21 protein-coding genes are annotated in these 21,010 nt (G+C 64.0%); 14 read left to right on the forward strand and 7 right to left on the reverse strand.

Features of this window, described 5'->3' with window-relative positions:
- Window positions 1–9 precede the first annotated feature (9 nt).
- Window positions 10–738, reverse strand: a complete 729-nt coding sequence (locus ACXJMY_RS28370) for a CBS domain-containing protein (protein WP_456622653.1) — start codon at window positions 736–738, stop codon at window positions 10–12.
- Window positions 739–931: 193 nt separating this feature from the next.
- Between ACXJMY_RS28370 and ACXJMY_RS28375 the strand changes: the two genes are divergently transcribed.
- Window positions 932–1,351, forward strand: a complete 420-nt coding sequence (locus ACXJMY_RS28375; RefSeq protein WP_456622654.1) for a hypothetical protein — start codon at window positions 932–934, stop codon at window positions 1,349–1,351.
- Window positions 1,348–3,204 carry a PHA/PHB synthase family protein gene (locus ACXJMY_RS28380; RefSeq protein ID WP_456622695.1) on the forward strand — a complete coding sequence of 619 codons (1,857 nt, stop codon included), beginning with the start codon at window positions 1,348–1,350 and terminating at the stop codon, window positions 3,202–3,204. Before ACXJMY_RS28375 ends, ACXJMY_RS28380 begins: the two co-directional genes overlap by 4 nt.
- On the opposite strand, the gene ACXJMY_RS28385 is transcribed toward ACXJMY_RS28380, so the two are convergent.
- Window positions 3,201–4,175, reverse strand: a complete 975-nt coding sequence (locus ACXJMY_RS28385; RefSeq protein ID WP_456622655.1) for a CHAD domain-containing protein — start codon at window positions 4,173–4,175, stop codon at window positions 3,201–3,203. The genes ACXJMY_RS28380 and ACXJMY_RS28385 overlap by 4 nt on opposite strands.
- A 25-nt stretch (window positions 4,176–4,200) precedes the next feature.
- The gene (locus ACXJMY_RS28390; protein ID WP_456622656.1) at window positions 4,201–5,733 is read right to left on the reverse strand and encodes a bifunctional aminoglycoside phosphotransferase/ATP-binding protein; all 1,533 of its coding nucleotides are present in this window, start codon (window positions 5,731–5,733) and stop codon (window positions 4,201–4,203) included.
- A gap of 195 nt (window positions 5,734–5,928) precedes the next feature.
- Between ACXJMY_RS28390 and ACXJMY_RS28395 the strand changes: the two genes are divergently transcribed.
- A complete protein-coding gene (locus tag ACXJMY_RS28395; RefSeq protein ID WP_456622657.1) occupies window positions 5,929–6,768 on the forward strand; it encodes a universal stress protein in 840 nt (279 codons plus the stop codon).
- 70 nt (window positions 6,769–6,838) lie between these two features.
- Window positions 6,839–9,532: a bifunctional acetate--CoA ligase family protein/GNAT family N-acetyltransferase gene (locus ACXJMY_RS28400; protein WP_456622658.1), complete on the forward strand. Its 2,694-nt coding sequence runs from the start codon at window positions 6,839–6,841 to the stop codon at window positions 9,530–9,532.
- 9 nt (window positions 9,533–9,541) lie between these two features.
- Here the strand turns inward: ACXJMY_RS28400 and ACXJMY_RS28405 are convergent, their stop codons facing one another.
- Both ACXJMY_RS28405 and ACXJMY_RS28410 read right to left on the reverse strand, forming a co-directional pair.
- Window positions 9,542–10,030 carry a phage holin family protein gene (locus ACXJMY_RS28405; protein ID WP_456622659.1) on the reverse strand — a complete coding sequence of 163 codons (489 nt, stop codon included), beginning with the start codon at window positions 10,028–10,030 and terminating at the stop codon, window positions 9,542–9,544.
- On the reverse strand, window positions 10,031–10,288 hold the full coding sequence (locus ACXJMY_RS28410) for a hypothetical protein (protein WP_456622660.1): 258 nt from the start codon (window positions 10,286–10,288) through the stop codon (window positions 10,031–10,033). It lies immediately after the preceding gene.
- Window positions 10,289–10,479: 191 nt separating this feature from the next.
- Here ACXJMY_RS28410 and ACXJMY_RS28415 point away from each other — a divergent pair, with 191 nt between their 5' ends.
- From ACXJMY_RS28415 to ACXJMY_RS28425, 3 genes are read left to right on the forward strand one after another with little or no spacing between them, the layout of a single operon-like run.
- Entirely contained in the window at window positions 10,480–11,616 is a 1,137-nt protein-coding gene (locus ACXJMY_RS28415) for an ABC transporter permease (RefSeq protein ID WP_456622661.1), read from the forward strand.
- Between the two features lie 2 nt (window positions 11,617–11,618).
- Window positions 11,619–12,386 (forward strand): ABC transporter ATP-binding protein, encoded by a 768-nt coding sequence (locus ACXJMY_RS28420; RefSeq protein ID WP_456622662.1) that lies wholly within the window; start codon window positions 11,619–11,621, stop codon window positions 12,384–12,386.
- A 3-nt stretch (window positions 12,387–12,389) separates the two neighbouring features.
- Complete coding sequence (locus tag ACXJMY_RS28425; RefSeq protein ID WP_456622663.1) at window positions 12,390–13,493, forward strand: ABC-type transport auxiliary lipoprotein family protein; 1,104 nt, start codon at window positions 12,390–12,392, stop codon at window positions 13,491–13,493.
- On the opposite strand, the gene ACXJMY_RS28430 is transcribed toward ACXJMY_RS28425, so the two are convergent.
- The gene (locus ACXJMY_RS28430; RefSeq protein WP_456622664.1) at window positions 13,490–13,825 is read right to left on the reverse strand and encodes a c-type cytochrome; all 336 of its coding nucleotides are present in this window, start codon (window positions 13,823–13,825) and stop codon (window positions 13,490–13,492) included. The genes ACXJMY_RS28425 and ACXJMY_RS28430 overlap by 4 nt on opposite strands.
- A gap of 153 nt (window positions 13,826–13,978) precedes the next feature.
- On the opposite strand from ACXJMY_RS28430, the gene ACXJMY_RS28435 reads away from it, so the two are divergent.
- Both ACXJMY_RS28435 and ACXJMY_RS28440 read left to right on the forward strand, forming a co-directional pair.
- Window positions 13,979–14,692, forward strand: coding sequence for a helix-turn-helix domain-containing protein (locus ACXJMY_RS28435; protein WP_456622665.1), 714 nt, complete (start codon window positions 13,979–13,981; stop codon window positions 14,690–14,692).
- Between the two features lie 381 nt (window positions 14,693–15,073).
- On the forward strand, window positions 15,074–15,802 hold the full coding sequence (locus ACXJMY_RS28440; RefSeq protein WP_456622666.1) for a Crp/Fnr family transcriptional regulator: 729 nt from the start codon (window positions 15,074–15,076) through the stop codon (window positions 15,800–15,802).
- Window positions 15,803–15,812: 10 nt separating this feature from the next.
- Here the strand turns inward: ACXJMY_RS28440 and ACXJMY_RS28445 are convergent, their stop codons facing one another.
- The gene (locus tag ACXJMY_RS28445; RefSeq protein WP_456622667.1) at window positions 15,813–16,589 is read right to left on the reverse strand and encodes a cyclase family protein; all 777 of its coding nucleotides are present in this window, start codon (window positions 16,587–16,589) and stop codon (window positions 15,813–15,815) included.
- Window positions 16,590–17,006: 417 nt separating this feature from the next.
- On the opposite strand from ACXJMY_RS28445, the gene ACXJMY_RS28450 reads away from it, so the two are divergent.
- The 5 genes from ACXJMY_RS28450 to ACXJMY_RS28470 all read left to right on the forward strand — a co-directional run bounded on the left by ACXJMY_RS28450 (window position 17,007) and on the right by ACXJMY_RS28470 (window position 21,007).
- Window positions 17,007–17,273 (forward strand): hypothetical protein, encoded by a 267-nt coding sequence (locus tag ACXJMY_RS28450; RefSeq protein WP_456622668.1) that lies wholly within the window; start codon window positions 17,007–17,009, stop codon window positions 17,271–17,273.
- 21 nt (window positions 17,274–17,294) lie between these two features.
- Window positions 17,295–18,266, forward strand: a complete 972-nt coding sequence (locus ACXJMY_RS28455) for a TRAP transporter substrate-binding protein (RefSeq protein WP_456622669.1) — start codon at window positions 17,295–17,297, stop codon at window positions 18,264–18,266.
- Between the two features lie 77 nt (window positions 18,267–18,343).
- The gene (locus ACXJMY_RS28460) at window positions 18,344–18,895 is read left to right on the forward strand and encodes a TRAP transporter small permease (RefSeq protein WP_456622670.1); all 552 of its coding nucleotides are present in this window, start codon (window positions 18,344–18,346) and stop codon (window positions 18,893–18,895) included.
- Entirely contained in the window at window positions 18,886–20,178 is a 1,293-nt protein-coding gene (locus ACXJMY_RS28465; RefSeq protein ID WP_456622671.1) for a TRAP transporter large permease, read from the forward strand. Before ACXJMY_RS28460 ends, ACXJMY_RS28465 begins: the two co-directional genes overlap by 10 nt.
- A 22-nt stretch (window positions 20,179–20,200) precedes the next feature.
- Window positions 20,201–21,007, forward strand: coding sequence for an SDR family NAD(P)-dependent oxidoreductase (locus tag ACXJMY_RS28470; RefSeq protein ID WP_456622672.1), 807 nt, complete (start codon window positions 20,201–20,203; stop codon window positions 21,005–21,007).
- The last annotated feature ends 3 nt before the right edge of the window (window positions 21,008–21,010 follow it).

Raw genomic sequence — 21,010 nt, forward strand, 5'->3', positions numbered from 1 at the left:
AGAGCGCATCTAGCTCGCCTTGGCGAGGTCGTCGTCCTCGGGCGAGTTCAGATAGACGCCTGACATGGTGTCGACCCAGCAAAGATGGTCGTGCACCTTCTTCACGCCTTCCACGTTCTCCGCGGCGACGACCGCGGCCTGCCGCGCGCGTTCCTCGGTGATGACGCCGCTGAGGTGAACGATGCCGTCGCGAACGATGACGTTCAGCCCGAACGGGCACCAGTCATTCTTCTCCATGGTGTCGATGATGCGGCTGCGAATGTGATCGTCGTCGGCCGTCGGATCCGGCACCTCGCGGGCGAGCCCGGCCACCGCCTGCAACAAATTGGCGCGCGACACGATGCCGACGACCTTGTCGCCGCGGACTACCGGCAGGCGCTTCACGTTGTTGCGCTCCATGAGGTCGACGATCTCGGCGAGCGCGGTATCCTCGGTGATGGTCACGGGAGAGGCTGTCATCACGTCCGAGACCTTGCGGCCGTGCTCGTGGACGAAGTCGCTGGCCGATTTGCCGGAACCGAGGATGAACCTGAGCCAGCGCCCGCGCTTGCGCCCGGTGCCGATTTCGCCGCGGCGGATGAAGTCTCCTTCCGAGACGACGCCGACGAGCTTGCCGGCATCGTCGACCACCGCTAGGCCGCTGACGTGCCGCTTCAGCATGATGTTCGCCGCCTCGACGATGCTGGTGTCGGGGGTGACCGAAATGACCGACCGGGTCATGATCTGATGGGCCCGCATGGAGGTACTCCGCAGATTGTGATGGACTTCCAAGATCGAGCCTAGTCCAGGCGCCGCCACGCGATTTTGACCCAGGTCAATCGAGCCAAGTCCGCCGCGACGGGCAGCCCGGCTTGATGCAGCTCAATATTCTCGGAACGGGCGGCCGTATCATGAAGAACAAGCACCCTCATGGGTGGTCAGGAGGTTGATCGTGAGTGAGCTCGCCAAGCCGCAGGAGCCTGCGGCCGAACCATTGCTCTCTGATCCGATCGCCGGGTTGGCGGATGCGAACCGACGCGCCCTGGATACCGCTCTCGGCGCGCAAGGGCTCATGTTCGAGGAGATCGTCTTTGCGGCCAACGAACTCCTGGACCGAGCGCAAACGGAGACGCATTTGTTCGCGGAGTTCGTATCGAAGCTGGCCAGCTCCCATTCCGTGAGGAACTGGGGGACCATGTACAGGGAGTGCAGTCAGCACCAGCTCGACTTTATCCGCCGTGATTGCGATCGGTATTTCCGGCACGGCGAGCGGATACTGGCAGCGGCCTTCAGACTGCTCGACGATCGGCCCCGCCCGGTCGACGCTGTCATGGAAGTGAAATCGGAAATGCACAAGAATACCGGACCATGAGGGCGACGCAGACCTCAAACCTTCAGTTGGCTGAAGGGCAACCGACGCCCGAGCCACCCGTTGACCTGGCGAAGAGCTCCGGATTGCCAAGCTCAATCGTCGAACAGCCGTCCCATCTCGCGGCTGCCGATGCGCGGCCCGGAACCGAGCCATATCCGCTCGATCGGACCTTCCATGCGATGCTGGCTCGACTGACCGGTGGGATTTCGCCGTTAGCACTGTGGCTCGCCTACCTCGATTGGGGTTCGCATCTTGCGGCAGCACCGCAGCGCCAGCTGGAGAAGGCTCGCACCGTCGTTCGAGATACCGGCCGGTATCTCGATGCAGTGGCGCATGTTGCTGCACCGGGTCAAAACCCCTGGTCGGTCATCAAGCCGCAAGCGCAGGACCGTCGTTTCGCGGCACCATCATGGGAAAGCCCTCCGTTCAACCTGTTGGCGCAGTCGTTTCTGCTCGGGGAACGGTGGTGGCGCGATGCTGCGACCGGCGTGCATGGCGTCGCGTCCGCGAACGAGGCGATCGTCGAGTTTTCGGGACGCCAGATGCTCGACATGCTGGCGCCCTCGAACTTCGCCGCCACCAATCCCGAAGTTCTTCTGAAGGCGTTCCAGAGCGGAGGAGAGAATTTCGCATTCGGGCGGCAGAACTGGTACCGCGACTTGTTACGCTTGCTTTCTCCAGGAAAGCCGGCAGGCGATGAGCAGTTCGTCGTAGGCAAGACCGTCGCGACGTCACCCGGCAAGGTGGTCTACCGCAACGCGCTGATCGAGCTGATCCAGTATCATCCGACCACCGACAAGGTGCGGCCCGAGCCGATCCTGATCGTGCCGGCCTGGATCATGAAATACTACATCCTCGACCTGTCGCCGCAGAATTCGCTGGTCAGATATCTGACCGGCGAGGGCTTCACCGTATTTGCGATCTCCTGGCGCAATCCGGTCGCGAGCGATCGCGATGTGACCTTCGATGACTATCGCAAATCGGGCGTCAGCGCTGCCCTGGATGCGATCACCTGCATCCTGCCGCGCCGAAAGGTTCATGCCCTTGGCTACTGCCTTGGCGGCACCCTGCTGTCGATTGCGGCTGCCGCGATGGCCCGCGACGGCGACAACCGGCTGAAGACAATCACATTGCTTGCCGCTCAGACGGATTTCACCGAGGCTGGCGAGCTGACGCTCTTCATCAACGAGAGTCAGGTCGCCTTTCTCGAAGACATGATGTGGCAGCGGGGATACCTCGACACGACACAGATGGCCGGCGCCTTTCAGCTTCTGCGTTCGAACGATCTGATCTGGTCGCGGCTGTCGCACGGCTACCTGATGGGAGAGCGGGCACCGCCAAGCGACTTGATGGCGTGGAACGCAGACGCCACGCGCCTGCCTTATCGCATGCACTCCGATTATCTGCGCAAGCTGTTCCTCGGCAATGACCTCGCTGAAGGCCGCTACCGTGTCGACGGAAAGAGCATCTCACTCTCCGACATCCACACGCCGATGTTTGTCGTCGGCACGCTCCGGGATCACGTGGCACCGTGGCGATCGGTCTACAAGACTCACTATCAGGTCGATGCCGATGTGACGTTCCTGTTGACCAGCGGCGGTCATAACGCCGGCGTCGTGGCGCCTCCCGACGGGCCTGGGCATAGCTACCAGGTCATGACCAAAGCGGCGGATGCGCCCTATGTCGACCGCGACGAATGGCTGAAATTGGCGCCGCATGTTGAAGGCTCCTGGTGGCCGGAATGGACTCGGTGGCTCACCGCGAGGTCCGGCGATCTCTGCGATCCCCCGCCGGTCGGGTTTGGAAACGTTGGTGGCTTGCCCGACGCACCGGGAGACTACGTCCACACCTAGTCGTTGGGCTCCGAATTCGGCGCGAGGTCAGAGGAGCGGAAGGGCTTGGCTTTGTCCAGTTTCCGGTAGGCCGTCGAGGCCGTTCGCAACAGCTTCTTCTCGCGCTTGCGGTTGAGGAAGCGAATAGCGGCCTCGGGACCCGCCCCGTTCAATGACGCAGCCAGGGTTTGCCCTCGCGCATCGTCGTTCAATTGTCCGAGAGACCGTTGCGCCTTGCGCAACTGTTTGAGGATCGACTTCTGTTTCGCGAGCGACTTGTCTGCGAACAGGTCTTCCAGCGATTCCATCGAATAGGTCATTCGCTTGTTGAGAAGCCGCAGCTTGTGCCGCTTCTCGACGTCGAGCTTGCCGAGCTTCCGAGCCTTCTTGAGCAACGTCTTTTCCCATTCGGCGAGCTGCGCCGTCGCGTGGTCGGCGAGCGGGCAGCGGCGCAGGCGGATGGCTTCCTTGCTCCGCCTGGTCGACCAGGGTCCGCTCTCGATCCAGGCCGAGGTCTGCTCGACCAGGCGGCGATAGCGTGCGGACTGCAGCGCGCGCGCCAGCAGGCGGTGGCTCTCGGCGCGCTTCTCGTCCCAGTGCTGAAGCTCGGCAATCACGGCAAGCTCGTCGCCGCTCTCGGCGACTACGCGTTCGATCGCCACGTCGAGGTCCCGTACCATGCCGAGCTGGCTGTTCAGCCATTTCAGCTCGGCCCAGACTTTCGGCTGCAGCGCGTCGTCGACCATGGGCGAGAAGAAGCGGATGGCGGTCCGCAGATGCGTCAGCGCGATCCGGATCTGATGCAGGGCGTCCGGATCGCCGCGGCACGTGCCGTCATGCTGGGCGAGGACGGCATCGAGATGACGCCGCGCGATGATCCGAAACGCCGTATCGCAGGCCATCCCCGGGCTGAGGCGGCCGGGCAGGGCATTACGTCGCACCGCCGGCATGGCGCGAGCGGCTGCCGTCGAGGTCGTGGTGGGTCGCGCCATCCTTGCCCGCGCCAATCAGATTGCCTTATTTGCCCTCAGCGATCGCGTCCCGGCAGCGCTGGAGCGTCTGCTCGGGGGCTCCGGATGCATCGATGGTCGCCCAACCGACATGGCCGATATTATAGTGCTCTTGCAGCGCGGCAACCTCTTGCGTGGCGTCGGACGCGTCGCCGTGGCGGCTTCCGATTCGCGCTTGCCGCGTCGCCAGGTCCGCAACCAGGAACAGGCCGCTCAGAGGCACGTTGCACTCCCGGGCCAGCGCCGCGAATGCGTCGCGTTCGTAATCGCGGGCGAATACGCCGTCGACGATCGCGGAATGGCCTTGGGCGAGCACGCGCCGGGCGTGTCGGGCCAACGTCTCGTAAACGCGCGCTGCGAGCTCTGGCGTGTATGCGGATGACGGCAGCCGGTCAGTATTCCTGACTCCGAACATCTGCTTGCGAACAACGTCGCTGCGCAGCACGACAGCCCCCGGGAGCGGCGCCACCGCCGGCGCGAGCGTTCGGGCCAAAACCGTCTTTCCGGTACCCGACAGTCCACCGACCGCGACCAGGCGGGGAGCGGGAGGATGGATCAGCGCCCGGGCGAGGTCGAAATAACGGCGGGCTTCGTCAAGAATGCCGGGATCGCTGGAATGCGGCGGCTTCAGCCGTGCCAGTGCCACCTGGGCGCGGATCGCCGCGCGAATGGACATGAACAGCGGCAGGGCGCCGAGCGCGTCGAGGTTTTCGGGCGGTGTTGCAGCGAGATATTGGTTCAGGACGATGTTGGCCGCCAATGGTTGGTCGTAGCGCAACAGGTCCATCAGCGTGAATGCGAGATCGTAGAGCACGTCGACAGTTGCCATCTGTGCGTCGAACTCGATGGCGTCGAACAGGACGGGCTGCTGGTCAATCAGCACGATGTTCGCAAGATGCAGGTCGCCATGGCAGCGGCGCACGTAGCCCAGATGTCCGCGCTCTTCAAGCGAGGGGCGGGCGCGCAAAAATGCCTCGTGAGACGCCTTTCCGAGCTGCTCGATCTCCCCAACCTTAAAATGGTTGCCCGTCCGCAGGCCGTTGCTGTTTCCATCGATCAGGCCGGGGATGGAGGAAACCCATGTCTCGCCGTCCGCGCGTATCGCGGCGGCATGCGAAGCCACGATCGCGTCAGCGGCGGCCGAAACGAGGTCCGCGTCCAGCGAGCCAGCCTTGGCCAGATGATCCAGCGTCCGGCTTTCGTCGAAGCGGGACATGTCGACCGCATACTCGATTGGCCGGCCACGGCCGTCGACCCTTATCGATCCGTCCGGCTCTTCGGTGATCGCCACGACGCGATGATAGATCTGCGGCGCCAGCGGTCGGTTGATCCTGATCTCCTCCTCGCAGGCTGCCTTGCGTTTCTCGAGGGTCGTATAGTCGAGGAACGGAAACCGGACTGCCCGCTTGATCTTCAGCGCGCGCGTCCCGTCGAGGATGACCGAAGCGGCGTGAGTATCGATCCGTGTCACGCCGGGATGGTTGGCGGGGCTGGTGAGCGCCGCAAAGATCCGTTCCTGAGTCGCAAAATCGTCTGTCATCTCAACTGGCATAGGCGGATGCGCCGGCAAACGGTCGGGCAGCAAGCCAGGCTAACCCTTAGAGCAGGATCGCGGCCAGTCCTTGACTTCCATCAACGCCCGTCGTCGGCTGCCCGAACGGAGCTCCCCAAGGCTTGATGAGGATCAAGCCTTCCGACGAAAGCCGGTCTATTCTGGTCGGCAAGGAGAAACCCGATGCCCATCAAGGACGTCTTTTTGCCGCTTGTCGGCCAGCCGCGCGGGCCGGCGCTTGCCGCGATCGAGAAATGCGTGGCTGTCGCTGCCGACCTCGGCGCCAGGATCACCGCGCTTGCGCTTGAGGGAGATGTTTTCGTGCGGCCGAAGGTGGTGCTCCCCGACGATCCGGATGTCGCCGACGCAAAATGGGCGCTTCGGGCAGGCGACATGCAGCAGGTTCTGAATGCGTTCACCGCTGCGGCGTCCCGCGCCAACATTCGCGCCCAAAGCCGCGTGGTCAAGGTGCCGGCGGACCAGATCGCGTCGGTCCTGGCAGAACATGCGCGTTTCAGCGATCTCACGCTGGTCCCTGTGAAGCCGCACGACAGTCGAACGGAGCACGTCATCGAGACGTTGCTGTTCGAATCCGGGCGGCCGCTGCTGCTCTGCCCGGAACAGCTTGTGGACGAGCTGCGACCGGAATTCGAGAACGTCATGATCGCCTGGGATCACTCCGGGCGTGCGGCGCGGGCGGTCGGCGACGCGCTGCCGCTCCTTCAGGCGGCCGCCTCGGTCCGCGTGGTGACCGTGGCCGACGACGTGACCGACGCGATGGTGCAATCGGGAACTGCTCTGGTCGACCATCTGAGGGAACACGGTGTCCACGCCTCGTTCGAAACGACGAAGGGCAGCGGCAGCTCGATCGGCAAGGTGCTCGGAAGCTGGGCGAATTCCCATGCCATCGATGCGATCGTGATGGGAGCCTATCATCATTCACGTCTGAACGAGATCGTTTGGGGCGGTGTGACAAAGACCGTCATTGGCCAGCCACCGTGCTGGGTTATGATCTCGCACTAGGCTTGCTGCCAGCTTTCCGGCCTGACCTCCAACCATCGGAACCGTCCACCGACCGGGCGCATTTGCTTTCATGTCGACCTATCGTTTGAAGAATCTGCTGTCGCCGCGTTCTGTCGCGCTCGTCGGGGCGAGCGCCCGTCAGGTCTCTGTGGGGCGCGCCGTTCTGGAGAACATTCTCAAGGGCGAATTCAAGGGACAGTTTGGTCTGGTGAACCCGCGCCATGCGGAGATCGGCGGGGTCGCTGCGGTCGGCAGCCTGGAGAGGCTGAAATTCGTGCCCGAGCTCGTGGTCATCACCGCACCGGCGCGGGAGGTTCCAGGCATCATCGACCAAGCCGGGCGGCTCGGCTCGGTGGGCGCGCTGATCGTCTCGGCCGGACTCGGTCATGGACCTGGCTCTCTGCACGACGCCGCAATCGCTGCGGCCCGCAAATACGGCATGCGGCTGATTGGGCCGAACTGCCTCGGCATCATGATGCCCGGCGTGAGCCTCAATGCCAGTTTTGCCGCGCACATGCCCGGAGCGGGAAATCTGGCGCTGATTTCGCAATCGGGCGCGATCGCCGCCGGTATGGTGGATTGGGCCGCGCAGAGCGGCGTCGGTTTTTCCGGCATCGTCTCGATCGGCGATCAGATCGACGTCGATATTGCCGATCTGCTCGACTATTTCGCGATGGATCACAAGACCCGGGCGATCCTGCTCTATATCGAGGCGATCAAGGACGCGCGGAAGTTCATGTCGGCGGCGCGGGCCGCGGCGCGCGTGAAGCCTGTCGTCGTGGTGAAGTCCGGCCGCATGGCGCAGGGTGCGAAGGCTGCCGCCACCCATACGGGCGCGCTTGCCGGTGCCGACGCCGTCTATGACGCTGGGTTCCGCCGCGCGGGCGTCCTGCGGGTCTCCGATCTGCGCGAGCTGTTCGACTGCGCCGAGACGCTCGGCCGGGTCGAATCGCCGACGGGAAAGCGCCTCGCCATCCTGACCAATGGCGGTGGTATCGGCGTCCTCGCCGTCGATCGATTGGTCGAGCTTGGCGGAATTCCGGCGTCCATCTCGGCGGACCTCCGCAAGAAGCTCGATGATGTGCTGCCGCCGACCTGGTCCGGCGGAAATCCCGTCGACATCGTCGGCGATGCCGATGCGTCGCGCTATGCGGCGGCGCTGGAGGCGCTGCTTGCCGACCCCGACAATGACGCGGTTCTGGTCCTCAATGTGCAAACCGCGATCGCCTCCGCTGCCGACATCGCAACGACGGTGACCGAACGCGTGAGCAAGTATCGCGAGCAGCACCGCCGATGGGCAAAGCCCGTGCTTGCGGCCTGGGTCGGGGCCGATCAGAAGATCATTGAAATGTTCTCCGGCGCGGGCATCCCGAACTACCCGACCGAAGACGATGCAGTCCGCGGTTTCATGCACCTGGTCCGCCACCGCGAAGTCGTGGAGGAGCTGAGCCAGGTTCCTCCGGCGATGCCCGATACGTTCGTGCCTGACGCCCAGGCCGCGAGGCAGATTGTTGCGAGTGCGATCGCCGACGGCCGCAAATGGCTCGAGCCCGTCGAGATCAAGCGCCTGCTCGAAGCCTACGACATCGCGATGGTGCCGACCTATGCAGCGGCCGATGCCGAGCAGGCGGTGACCTATGCGAACGAAATGTTCGCGCAAGGTGCCACGGTCGTGCTGAAGATCATGTCGCGCGACATCGTCCACAAGTCCGATGTCGGCGGTGTCGTTCTCAACCTGACCACGCCGGCCACCGTGCGCGCCGCCGCATCCGACATCCTGGCACGGGCGAGGAAGCTGCGTCCGGAGGCCCGCATCGGCGGCGTCATCGTGCAGGCCATGGTCGTCAAGGCGAAGGCGCGTGAATTGATTCTGGGTCTCGCCGATGATCCGACCTTCGGCACCGTCGTCGTGTTCGGCCGGGGCGGGACGGCGGTGGAAATCATCAACGACAAGGCGTTGGCGCTGCCGCCGCTCGACCTGCAACTGGCCCGTGACCTGATCGAGCGCACGCGCGTCTCGCGGCTGCTGCGTGCCTATCGAGACGTGCCCGCGGTCAAGCAGGACGCCGTCGCCATGGTGCTGGTCAAGCTCGCTCAGATGGCGGCCGACATCCCCGAGATCCGGGAGTTCGACATCAACCCGCTGCTGGCGGATGAGACCGGCGTGACGGCAGTCGATGCGCGCGTCGTGGTGGGGCCGCCGCAGCGGAAATTCGCCGGCTCCGGTCCCGCCAATTTTGCCGTCCGCGCCTATCCGTCGCAGTGGGAGCGCCACCTCGAGATCAAGGATGGCTGGGGCATTTTCGTGCGGCCTCTGCGCCCGGAGGACGAGCCGACCATCCACGAATTCCTGCGTCACGTGACGCCGCACGACCTCCGCCTGCGCTTTTTTGCGCCGATGAAGGAGTTCACCCATGAGTTCATCGCGCGCCTGACCCAGCTCGACTATGCCCGCGCGATGGCCTTCATCGCGTTTGATGAGGCCACCAACGAGATGGTTGGCGTGGTCCGGCTCCATTCGGACTCGATCTACGAGACCGCCGAATACGCGATCCTGCTGCGGTCGGACCTCAAGGGCAGGGGGCTCGGCTGGGCCCTGATGCAGCTGATCATCGACTATGCGAAGTCGGAGGGGTTGAAGACCATCTCGGGTGATGTGCTCAAGGAGAACGTCACGATGCTCGAGATGTGCCGCCAGCTCGGATTCGAGGTGAAGCCGGATCCGACCGAGCCCGACATATGTGACGTCAGGCTGAAGCTCTGAACGCCTTGATTATGAATTTGCTTCGCCCGGCGTTGCCGCGGCAGGCGCCTTGGCGGTCGTCCGCAAACTCCTGACTATGATCGCGATCAACGGCACCAGCACCGGCACGATTGTGCTGAGCGGATGGTGGACTGCGCCGCTCACCTGGGCCTGAAGCGTTCGGGCCTCCAGTTGAATCGCTTCGACGGAAGACGCGTGAATTTCATTCGCAAGTTCGATATCGCGGCCCGAGGGGGCACGCCCCGCGATGACGAAGAGAATCCCCGCGATGGCGAAATTGACGGCGCCGAGGATGCCCGCCGCGGCAATCGCACTCCAGATTTGCACCAGCGCGAAATACGCCGACAGCTCCAGCATCAGGAGTCCGAATGCGGCGATCAGCGCCGCGAAGGCACGCAGGCCGAGCCCGATCAGCAGATGGCGCAGTCTGATGTCGGCGATGAGCCTGTCCGTACGCCACAGCACGCGCAGGTGTTTGACGACATTTTCGGTATTCACCTAGTGCCTCCTCAGCATGAAGCCGACGACCACGCCGAGCGCGAAGGCGGACGCGAGCGAGGCGACCGGGCGCTCCGTGACGAGACCATGAAGCCGTTCCTGCTCCTCGCTGACGGTCTCGCCGAGTTCGGCGAGCGCGGCCTTGATCTGATCGGCGAGGGCCTCGGCGCGGTCCTTTGATCCGTCGAGCATCTCCTCGCCGGCCGTGCTCAGCAGGCGTGTGACGTCGACCTTCAACGTCCGCAGTTCTTCACTCATCCTGTCGCTGTCGAACATGGATTTGATCGCTCCATTGAATGGAGCGAACCTAAGGTCCGCCGGCGCGACCGCGCTTGATTTGCGTCAAGGGGCGGGCGTGGTCCCGGTCTTGAGACAGGTCAAGCCCGCCGCCACATGCTGGCCTAGAACTGGCGGCTGAATGGGGACCAATTGTCCCGGTGAGGTGGAACGTGAATTCGGAACCTCTGCTGCTGGCGACGCCGTCCGGCGATGCGCTCGAACTGCGTCCCCAGGGGCCGTGGATCGCAGCCAATGTGTCGGCGCTCGAAGCGCTGTCCCGGTCGGTCGGGACGGATGTGGATCGATCCAGAGCCGTGAGACTGGATATGTCGGGCGTCAGCGCGCTCGACACGCTCGGCGCCTGGATCCTGGAGAAACTGTCGCGCAAGGCTGCGTCATCCGGCAGGCCGGCCGAGATCGTCGGCATGGCCGATCATTTCAGTGGCCTGATGGACGAGGTGCGTCAGGTCAACCGCCACACGCCGCCGCCTGCAGCCGCGCCGAACCTGGTTCTCCTCAGGCTGAACGATCTCGGCAAGGCGACGATCGATGCTAGGGAAGACATCACGATCTTTCTTCAAATGATCGGCGCATTGTTCATGGCCGTGATCGGCGTCGTGCGCCGGCCACGCTCGCTGCGACTGACATCGCTGGTCTATCAGCTCTACCGGATCGGGTGGCAGGCGATTCCCATCGTCGTTCTGATCACCTTCCTGATCGGTGCCATCATCGCCCAGCAGGGCTTCTTCCATTTCCGCAGGTTCGGCGCGGAATCCTACACTGTCGACATGGTCGGCATCCTCGTGCTGCGCGAGCTTGGCGTGCTGATCGTCGCCATCATGGTGGCCGGCCGTTCGGGAAGTGCCTACACCGCCGAGCTCGGCTCGATGAAGATGCGCGAGGAAATCGACGCGCTCTCCACCATGGGGCTCGATCCAGTCCACGTTCTGATTTTGCCGCGCGTTGCGGCCCTGGTCATTGCGCTGCCGATCCTCGCCTTCATCGGATCGGTTGCCGCGCTCTACGGCGGCGGGCTGGTTGCGCAATTCTATGGCGACATGGGGCCGGCGATCTACATCGCGCGGCTGCAAGAGGCCATCTCCGTCGCCCATTTCGAGGTGGGCATCCTGAAGGCGCCGTTCATGGCGCTGGTGATCGGGATCGTCGCCTGTAGCGAAGGACTGCGCGTGAAGGGCAGTGCCGAGTCGCTCGGCAGGCAGACGACGACGTCGGTGGTGAAGTCGATCTTTCTCGTGATCGTGCTCGACGGCCTGTTCGCGATCTTCTTTGCCTCGATCGGAATGTGACGATGCCCGAATTGCAGCAGGAGTTCGCGATCCGCGTCCGCGACCTCGTGGTCGGCTTCGGCCGTCAGACCGTGCTCGACCACCTGTCGCTTGACGTCCGCCGGGGTGAAATCCTCGGGCTGGTGGGAGCGTCCGGCGGCGGCAAGTCGGTGCTGATGCGCACCATCATCGGCCTCATCCCGCGCCGAAGCGGGGCCATCGAGGTCATGGGGCAGTCTATCGGCGGCCATACGCAAGGTGCGGCCACGACATGGGGCATCCTGTTCCAGCAGGGCGCGCTGTTCTCCTCGCTGACGGTGCGGCAGAACGTTCAGTTTCCGCTGCGCGAAAATCTCGTGCTGTCGCAGGAGCTGATGGACGAGATCGCGATCGCCAAGCTCGAGATGGTCGGGCTACGAGCGCTGGACGGCGACAAATATCCGGCGGAACTGTCCGGCGGCATGACCAAGCGCGTGGCGCTGGCGCGCGCGCTCGCGCTCGATCCCCCGATCCTGTTCCTGGACGAACCGACCTCCGGCCTCGATCCGATCGCCGCCGGCGATTTCGACGCGCTGRTCGGGACGCTTCAGAAGACCCTGGGCCTGACCGTGTTCATGGTCACCCATGACCTCGCGAGCCTTACCACGGTCTGCGATCGCGTCGCCGCGCTCGCCGACGGCAAGATCGTGGCGATCGGCCCGATGCGCGACCTGCTGCAATCCGAGCATCCCTGGGTGCGCGCCTATTTCCACGGCAAGCGCTCGCAGATGCTGCAACCCCAGATGAGATGAGACATGGAAACCCGCGCTCCCTACGTGCTGATCGGCGCCTTTGTGCTGGCCGCGATCCTTGCGGTGTTCGGCTTCGTCTATTGGCTGAACAACACCGGCGGCATCGGGCCGCGCACGAACTACCACGTGCAATTCCAGGGACCGGTGCCGGGGCTTCTGGTCGGCGCCGGGGTGCTGTTCAACGGCATCCGCGTGGGTGAAGTCACCCAACTCGGGCTCGCGCCGGACAATCCGCGCTTCGTCAATGCGACGATCTCGGTTGCTACAGCGACGCCGGTGCGCGCCGACACCAGGGTCGGTCTCGATTTCCAGGGGCTGACCGGCGTGCCGGTGGTGACGCTGGAGGGCGGCATGATCGTGGTCAAATCGGGCGAACCCTTGACCTTGATCGCCGAGGCCGGCGCAGGCCAGAGCATGACGCAGGCGGCGCGCGATGCGCTGCGGCGGGTTGATTCCGTGCTGGAGGACAATTCCGGCCCGCTGAAGGATACCATCGCCAACTTCAAGACGTTCTCCGATGGTCTTGCGCGCAACACCGGCAAGCTCGACGGCATCTTGGCGGGCCTCGAGAAGATGACCGGCGGCGGCGCGCCCGCGCAGAAGATCACCTACGACCTGCGCACGCCGCAGAATCTCGGGCCGGCCGGCAAGACGCTGTCCGCGTCGCTGGTCATTCCCGAGCCGACAGCGGTCGCGATGCTCCAGACCCAGCGCATGCTGTTCTCGCCCAGCGGGGACAATCCGGGCTTTGCGGACTTCCTCTGGGCCGACAGCATTCCAAAACTGGTCCAGGCGCGGCTGATCGACAGTTTCGAGAACTACGATATCGCCCACGCTCCGTTGCGAACGACCGATCTCGGACAGGCGGACTATCAGCTCCTGATCGACATCAGGCGCTTCCGCATTGCCACGGAGGGCGAGACACGGGTCGAGATCGGATTATCGGCGCGAATCGTCGACAAGAACGGCAAGGTGGTCGCATCGCGTCTCGTCGAGGCCAGCGAGAAGCTCGACAAGGTCGAGCCTGCCGCGGCGGTCGCAGCATTCGATGCTGCCTTCGCCCGCATCGCCAAGGAACTGATCGGCTGGACGGTGCAATCCGTCTAGCGCGTGCGCGCCGGCTGTTCGAGCGTCTTCAGGTAGGACAGCAGGTCGTGGATCTGGTTCGGATTGAGCTCGAAGGCGGGCATATCGGCGTGGCCGGTATAGATGCCTTCGGCGAGCGCCTCCGCAAGGGTCTCGATCGGATAACGTTGGTGCAGGTTGCGCAGCGGAGGCGCAATCTTGAGCGGACTGTCCGAGCCGCGGTCGATCGCGTGGCAGCCCGCGCAATTGGCCCGCGCAAAGACCTTGCCGCGCTGTTCGGCGGTCGGGGCGGCGAGCGCAGGAGTGACAAGCAGCAGCCCGAACAGGCCGTGACGTAGCGCGCTTCGCAGCATGGAAAGTGATCCCGTCGAACTCTGGCAGCAGATAGGGCGCGGATGCGCGTCAAATTTGATCTGGGTCAATCGACTTTGGCGCGGTGCAGTAAGATGCAGTCGGCGCGGTGGACTCGGCCTGGTGCGGAGGGCTGTCGGCGCTTGGAGCGGTGGATGAAGGCTTCCGTGGTGACGATCGAGCCGAATGGGCGTTTCTGTCGCGATTGTGCGGTCCGCGATTTCTCGGTCTGCTCGTCGCTGGACCCAGCCGAGCTGAAGGAATTCGAGCATCTCGGGCGCCGCGTCCATTTCGCCGCGGGGGAGACCGTATTTTCCGAGGAGGACATCACGACCTCGTTCTACAATCTCCTCGAAGGCGTCATGCGGCTCTACAAGCTGTTGCCCGACGGTCGGCGGCAGATCGTGGGGTTCGCGTTGCCCGGCGATTTCCTGGGGATGAATATTTCCGGCCGCCACAATTTTTCGGCCGATGCGATCGGTGCGGTGACCGTGTGCCAGTTCGCGAAGGCGCCCTTCGGCCACTTCATCGAGGACCGGCCGCATCTCTTGCGGCGGATCAACGAGCTGGCCATTCGCGAGTTGAGCCAGGCACGCGACCACATGGTCCTGCTCGGCCGGCGTTCGGCGGACGAGAAGGTCGCGACCTTTCTGCTCGGCTGGCGCGAACGCTTGTTCGCGCTCAAGGGATCGTCGGACACGGTTCCACTTCCGATGAGCCGCCAGGACATCGCCGACTATCTCGGCCTGACCATCGAGACCGTCAGCCGGACTTTCACCAAGCTCGAGCGGAACGGCGTGATCGAGATCATTCATGGCGGTATCAGCCTGCTCGACCCCGCACGGGTCGAAGCCTTGGCCGCCGCCTGAGGCCAGGTCATTCCGCCGCGCTCTCTGATTTTTGATCACGATCAATGCCGCCGGCCCGGGCCGGCTCGACTCGGACGCCAAGCCGGGCGCCAATCCGAGCGCCAATCCGGACGCCAAGCGTCGAAGCTCCTGAGATCACAGTCGCATTTCCGCGTGCGGACGGGATTTGCCAGGCCGGATCTTGGCTGTTCGGTAGCGCCTCGACGCAATCGCGACTTGCGGTGCCCGCAACTCTGCATCGACGGTAACGCATTGGCGCATCCTTCGGATGCGCGCTTTTGCGGCATTTGTCTAAAACCGCGCGCATGCTTTCCGGTTGAAAAGCCGGGCAACACTGACTACGCAGGAACCCCAGTGCCTCGCAGTCTTAGGAGTCCCGGCGTGCCTCAGGACAAGACCGGCGACCCCCGACAGTCGTCGGGCAACAAATTATCGGTCCTGCGCAAGCATCCGATCTTCGCGGATCTGGAACCGGACGCGCTCGATCAGCTCTGCCGCTACGCCAAGCACACCACGGTGAAGCGCGGTGCGACGATCGCAGCGAAGGGCGATCCGGGCAACAACCTGTTCGCGGTGATCACGGGGACGGTGAAGATTTCCTCCTCATCGCCCGATGGCCGGAACGCTATTCTCAATTTGATTGGTCCCGGAGAAATTTTTGGCGAGATCGCGGTTCTCGACGGCGCGCCGCGGTCGGCCGACGCGACCGCCAACACCAATTGCGAGCTCTATATCATCGACCGCCGCGACTTCCTGCCGTTCGTGAAGAGCCAGCCGGCGCTGGCGATGAAATTCATCGAACTGCTCTGCGCGCGCCTGCGCTGGACCAGCCAGCAGGTCGAGCAGGTGATCCTGCAGAATCTTCCGGGCCGGCTTGCGAGTGCGCTGCTCGGCCTCACCGAAGAGCGCAAGTTCGACTCCGGCAGCGGAACGCTTGCCATCACGCAGCAGGAGATCAGCGAGATGGTGGGGATGACACGCGAGAGCATCAACAAGCAATTGCGCGCCTGGTCTGGACGCAACTGGGTTCGTCTCGAGCATGGCGCCATCGTCGTGCTCGACACCGACGCGCTACGCGAGCTCGTCGAAAGCGGCCTCGACGGCACCTGACGGTGAGCACCTAACTGTCGATGATCGCAACCGCGCGGGTCCAGCCGGCGGAGGCACGCTCGATCTTCACCGGAAAGCATGAGACCGTGAACCCGGTCGAGGGCAGCTTGTCGAGATTGTGCAGCTTCTCGAGATGGCAATAACCTATGTGCCGTCCCGCCTTGTGACCTTCCCAGATCAGGCCGGCATCTCTTGTTTCAGCATATTTCTTTGCGGTGTAGACGAACGGCGCGTCCCAGCTCCAGCCGTCGGTGCCGGTCAGCCGCACGCCGCGTTCGAGCAGATACATGGTGGCCTCATAGCCCATGCCGCAGCCGGAGTTGACGTAATCGGCCTGTCCGAACTTCGCGCCGGCGCTGGTGTTGACGACAACGATCTCCAGCGGCGACAGCTTGTGTCCGATGCGTTTGAGCTCCTTCTCGACGTCCTCGGCGGTGGCGACGTAGCCATCAGGCAGATGCCGGAAATCGAGCTTCACGCCGGGCTGAAAGCACCATTCCAGCGGCACCTCGTCGATCGTCCATGACCGCTCGCCGCGGTTCATGGTCGGATGGAAGTGCCAGGGCGCGTCGAGATGCGTTCCGTTATGCGTCGAGAGCGAGACCTGCTCGACGGCCCAACCCTGGCCATCCGGCAGATCCTCTGCCTTGAGGCCGTCGAAGAACTGCAGCATGCGCGGCAGGCCCTGCTGGTGATCGATGTACTGGACCGTCGGGTGATTGCCTGGCGGATCGGCCGTGACGTCGTTTTTGAGCGGCACGGAAATATCGATCAGCTTCCGCGGCATGACATTCCCTCGGGATGTTCCGTTCTGTTTCGGCGCATCTTGGCGGAGCTGCGCCGACGACGTCAAGTCACGCGCCGGTGCGCCGAGCGTTACCGCAGGCACCACGGCAGCCGGAGCGAGAGCGCCAGTAGATAAGTCGCGCGCATCGGCACGAACAGCATGACGCCGTGGAGCGGCCAGACCGCGTCGCGAACAAGGGCCACCCGCCGTTTGGCCAGGGGCGCCCGCGCGGTCCATCGATGCAACTTATGCATTGATCGATGCCGGATTTGGCTTGGACTCAGAATGCCGCCCGCCCTAGGGACGACAGTGGCGACATGCGCTGATGCAGCGCGTTCGCACAGGATGGGACGACCGTCTCGTCCGAGCCTCCAAGCCGCAAGCAATAGCGGTCGAGCCAAAACGAGGGGAACGTTCATGGATACGACGAGCATCGTTACCTCGCATCCGGCATTGGCCGAGAGCGAGGCGCGATTGCAGGGGGGCCGGCACCTGCCGCCGCGCGGCCAGTTGCCCACGCGCGGCATCGACCTGCGCTCCGCCGGCTGGAAGCCTTCGAAGCAACCGAATCCGCTCGACTCCGTCGCGCAACCCTACCAAGGTGGTGCAGTTGTGGCGCTTGACTTCACACCTGAAGAAGCGCGACCCAAGGCGGCCTGCAGCACCCGCCCAACGACAACATAATCAACCCAGGAGGAAACCCAGATGAAGACACTAACCGGTATCATCGCAGCCATTGCACTGGCGGTCTCAGCGCCCGTGGCGACCGCACGCGATTTCCGCTCCGCCGACATCCACCCCGCCGATTATCCGACCGTCGAGGCCGTCAAGTTCATGGGCAAGCAGCTCGCAACGGCGAGCGGCGGCAAGCTCGGCGTGAAGGTGTTTCCGAACGGAGCCCTGGGCTCCGAGAAGGACACCATCGAGCAGCTCAAGATCGGCGCGCTCGACATGATGCGGATCAACGCATCGCCGTTGAACAACTTCGTGCCTGAGACCATCGCGTTGTGCCTGCCCTTCGTGTTCCGCGACACGCAGCACATGCGTACGGTGCTTGACGGGCCGATCGGCGACGAGATCCTCGCCGCCATGGAGCCGGCAGGACTGGTCGGCCTTGCCTATTACGACAGCGGCGCCCGGTCCATCTACACCGTCAAGGCACCGGTCAAGTCGCTTGCCGACCTCAAGGGCCTGAAGATTCGCGTCCAGCAATCCGACCTGTGGGTCGGCATGATCCAGAGCCTCGGGGCCAACCCGACGCCGATGCCGTATGGCGAGGTCTATACCGCTCTCAAGACCGGCCTCGTGGACGCAGCCGAGAACAACTGGCCCTCCTACGAATCCTCGCGCCACTTCGAGGCAGCCAAGTTCTACAACATCACCGAGCACTCCCTGGCACCCGAGGTTCTCGTGATGTCCAAGAAGGTCTGGGACACGCTGAGCAAGGAGGATCAGGCGATGATCCGCAAGGCGGCCAAGGAATCGGTGCCCGTCATGCGCAAGCTCTGGGACGAGCGTGAGCAGGCCTCCCGCAAGACCGTCGAGGCCGCCGGCGTTCAGGTCGTCACCATCGCCAACAAGGCGGAATTCGTCGACGCGATGAAGCCGGTGTACCAGAAGTTCGCCGGTGACGAAAAGCTGCAGGGCCTCGTCAAGCGTATCCAGGACACGAAGTAAAAACAGAGCGGCATCGGGTCCGGCGTCGCCGCGAGGTGACACCGGACCCTCGCAAGGTGACGCGCAAGGAGACCTGGATGACAGACCCACACGTCGCAAGCCACGAGCAGGGGGAAGCAGCGGCACGCCCGTCGAGCGGCCTGCTGTCGCGGATCAATGCTCCCGTCGCTCGCGTGGGCATGTATTTGTCCGTGACCGGACTGCTCGTCATCGTCACCATCGTGTTCTATCAGGTGTTCGGACGTTACGTGCTCAATTCCAGTCCGACCTGGACGGAAAACCTCGCACTTGTCCTGATCCTCTATGTCACGCTGATCGGAGCCGCCGTCGGTGTGCGCGATGCCGGACACATCGGCATGGACAGTCTGCTGGTGATGCTTCCGGACCATCTGCGGGAGAAGATCGAGATCGTGATCCACGTCCTGGTGGCCGTGTTCGGCATTGCGATGGCCTACAACGGCTGGATCCTCGGGGCGTCGGTCGGAACCGTGAAGATACCCAATCTCGGCCTGCCCGAGGTCATCCGCTACGTCCCGCTGATCGCCTCCGGTGTCCTGATCGTCTCCTTTTCAATCGAGCACATCATTGCTCTCCTGCGCGGCGAAGAGGTCGTCCCCTCATGGAACTGATCATTCTCGGCGCCACCTTCTTCGGCTTCCTGATTCTCGGCGTCCCGGTCGCCTTCGCGATCGGTCTCTCGGCGATCTGCACCATCCTCTATGAAGGCCTGCCGGTCGCCGTCATCTTCCAGCAGATGATGTCGGGGATGAACATCTTCTCCTTCCTGGCCATCCCGTTCTTCGTCTTCAGCGGCGAGCTGATGCTGCATGGCGGTGTCGCCGACAAGATCGTGCAGCTCGCCAAGAATCTCGTCGGGCACATCCGCGGCGGGCTTGGCATGTCGAACGTGGTCGCCTGCACGCTGTTCGGCGGCGTCTCCGGCTCCCCCGTGGCCGACGTGTCGGCGATGGGCGCGGTGATGATCCCCATGATGAAAAAGGAAGGTTTCGACACCGACTACGCCGTCAACGTCACCACCCACGCCTCGCTGGTCGGAGCCTTGATGCCGACCAGCCACAACATGATCATCTATGCGCTGGCCGCCGGAGGCAAGGTGTCGATCGGCGCGCTGATCGCCGCCGGCCTGCTGCCGGCGCTCGTGCTGATGGTGTGCATGCTGGTCGCCGCTTACGCGGTCGCGGTGAAGCGCGGCTATCCGGCCGGAAAGTTTCCGGGCTGGACCGAGGTCTTCCGCTCGTTCGCAGCCGCGCTGCCTGGTCTTCTGATCGTCGGTATCATCCTGGCGGGCATCCTGTCCGGCGTTTTCACCGCAACTGAATCCGCAGCCGTCGCGGTCACCTACACGATCCTGCTGACCTTCTTCATCTACCGCAGCATGACCTTGCCGAACTTCCTGCGGGCTGCCGCCAAGGCCGTGAAGACGACCGGCGTGGTGCTGCTGCTGATCGGCGTCTCCACCATGTTCCAGTATCTGATGGGGCTCTACGAGGTGGCCGACTTCGCCGGCGATTTGATGAACAAGGTCTCGTCGCAGCCCTGGGTCATCTTCCTGCTCATCAACGTCATCCTGTTCGTGCTCGGCACGTTCATGGACATGGCGGCGACCATCCTGATCTGCACCCCGATCTTCCTGCCGATCGCGATGAAGGCGGGCATGGATCCGGTGCAGTTCGGCATGCTGATGCTGATCAACTGCGCCCTCGGACTGAACACCCCGCCGGTCGGAACGACGCAGTTCGTGGGCTGCGCCATCGGCGGCATCTCGGTGGGCGCGGTGATGCGCACCATCCTGCCATTCTACGCCGCCCTGATCGCAGCTCTGATGTTCGTGACCTACGTCCCCGCGTTCTCGCTGTGGCTGCCCCGCCTGCTGATGGGCTACAAGGGATAGCAGCAACAGGGAGAATCCGTCCGTGACTGACTATCGCAAGCTCTTCGATCTCACCGGCAAGACGGCTGTCGTCCTCGGCGCCGCATCCGGCATCGGCAAGTCGTCGGCCGAGGCACTGGCCGGGCTCGGCGCCCGAATCGTTTGCGCCGATCGCGCGCTCGATGCAGCCGAAGCGACTGCTGCCGGCATTCGCGACAAGGGCGGTTGGGCCGAGGCGGCAGCGTGCGACGCCGCGAGCGCCGCGGACGTCAATGCGCTGGCCAAGACCGTCATGCAGAAATTTCCCCGGCTCGACATCGCCGTGACGACGCCCGGGCTCAACATCCGCAAGACCATCCTCGACTACACCGAGGAGGACCTCGACCGCGTCCTCAACCTCAACGTCAAGGGCACGGTCTGGTTCTTCCAGGCCTTCGGCCGTATCATGGTGGAGCAGAAGGGCGGCAGCATCATCGCCTGCTCCTCGGTGCGCGCCGTCACCATCGAGCCCGGGCTTGGCGTGTATGGCTCGACCAAGGCCGCGATCGGCCTGCTGGTGAAGGGCTTTGCCTCTGAGGTCGGCCGCTCCGGCGTGCGCGTCAATGCGATCGCGCCGAGCATCGCGGAGACCGCGCTGACCGGCCCGTTCAAGCAGCGCCCCGACATCTACAATCTCTACGCCGGCCACACCGTGTTCAATCGCTGGAGCAGCGCCGACGAGGTCGCGACCGCGGTTGCCTATCTCGCCTCGGATGCCGCGAGCTATGTCAGCGGCAGCACGCTGTTCGTTGACGGCGGCTGGACCGCGGTTGACGGACCGCCGACCGGTCTCACCCAATTGAACCAGTAGAGT

The organism is Bradyrhizobium sp. P5_C12, from assembly GCF_054049735.1.